The 925-nt window shown below is 45.2% G+C and carries 1 rRNA gene; it reads right to left on the bottom strand.

Annotated elements, in window-relative coordinates:
- Positions 1 to 583 (bottom strand): 23S ribosomal RNA (locus CFT61_RS16340); the annotation flags it as partial.
- Positions 584 to 925: the final 342 nt, after the last annotated feature.

Here is a 925-nt window from a genome sequence, read left to right as displayed (position 1 = left end):
CATTGCTGTGCTCCGACCGCTTGTAGGCGCATGGTTTCAGGAACTATTTCACTCCCCTGCTCGGGGTTCTTTTCACCTTTCCTTCACAGTACTCGTTCGCTATCGGTCTCACGGGAGTATTTAGCCTTACCGGATGGTCCCGGCAGATTCGCGCAGGATTCCTCGTGTCCCGCGTTACTCAGGATACCGCTATGCTGCATTTCGCTTCACATACTGGACTATCACCGTCTATGGTCACATTTTCCAAAGTGTTCTGTTCACGATTTGCATACAATGTCGCGGTCCTACAACCCCAGCCACGCCTTGCGACGCCACTGGTTTGGGCTGTTCCCCGTTCGCTCGCCACTACTGGGGGAATCATTAATTTATTTTCTCTTCCTGCAGGTACTAAGATGTTTCAGTTCCCTGCGTTAGCTCTAACACTTAAGTGCTAGTAACCGTCCTTCAGACGGCTAGGTTGTCCCATTCGGAAATCTTCGGATCAAGGGTTATTTGCACCTACCCGAAGCTTATCGCAGCTTATCACGTCCTTCATCGCCTCCGTGAGCCTAGGCATCCGCCATACGCCCTTTCTTACTTTCTTTACGACTGTATTCTTGTTACTCGTTTCCGAATAACGAATAAGTAGCTCATACTTTCAGCTGTATTCTAACTTGTGAAATCTCATCTTGCGATTTGATTCACTTTAGTCTGAACTAAAGTTCATTACTTACAGTTTTGCTTGTGTCAATATGTCAAAGATCTTATGTCAATTCATAACCTGAAAGGTTGTTGACTTGGTGGAGATTGTGGAGTTGAACCATTTTGCTTGAGCCATCCCTATATATTATATAATGTATAAGGAATCCCAGTCTCCTGTATTTAATTAAACAGATGGTGCGTACAAGAAGAGAAGCGAACTTTTAAATCCTGTTCCTAAATCTCC

It is taken from the genome of Segatella copri (assembly GCF_002224675.1).
GTDB lineage: Bacteria > Bacteroidota > Bacteroidia > Bacteroidales > Bacteroidaceae > Prevotella > Prevotella copri_U.
This window is presented reverse-complemented; position numbering and strand designations above follow the sequence as displayed.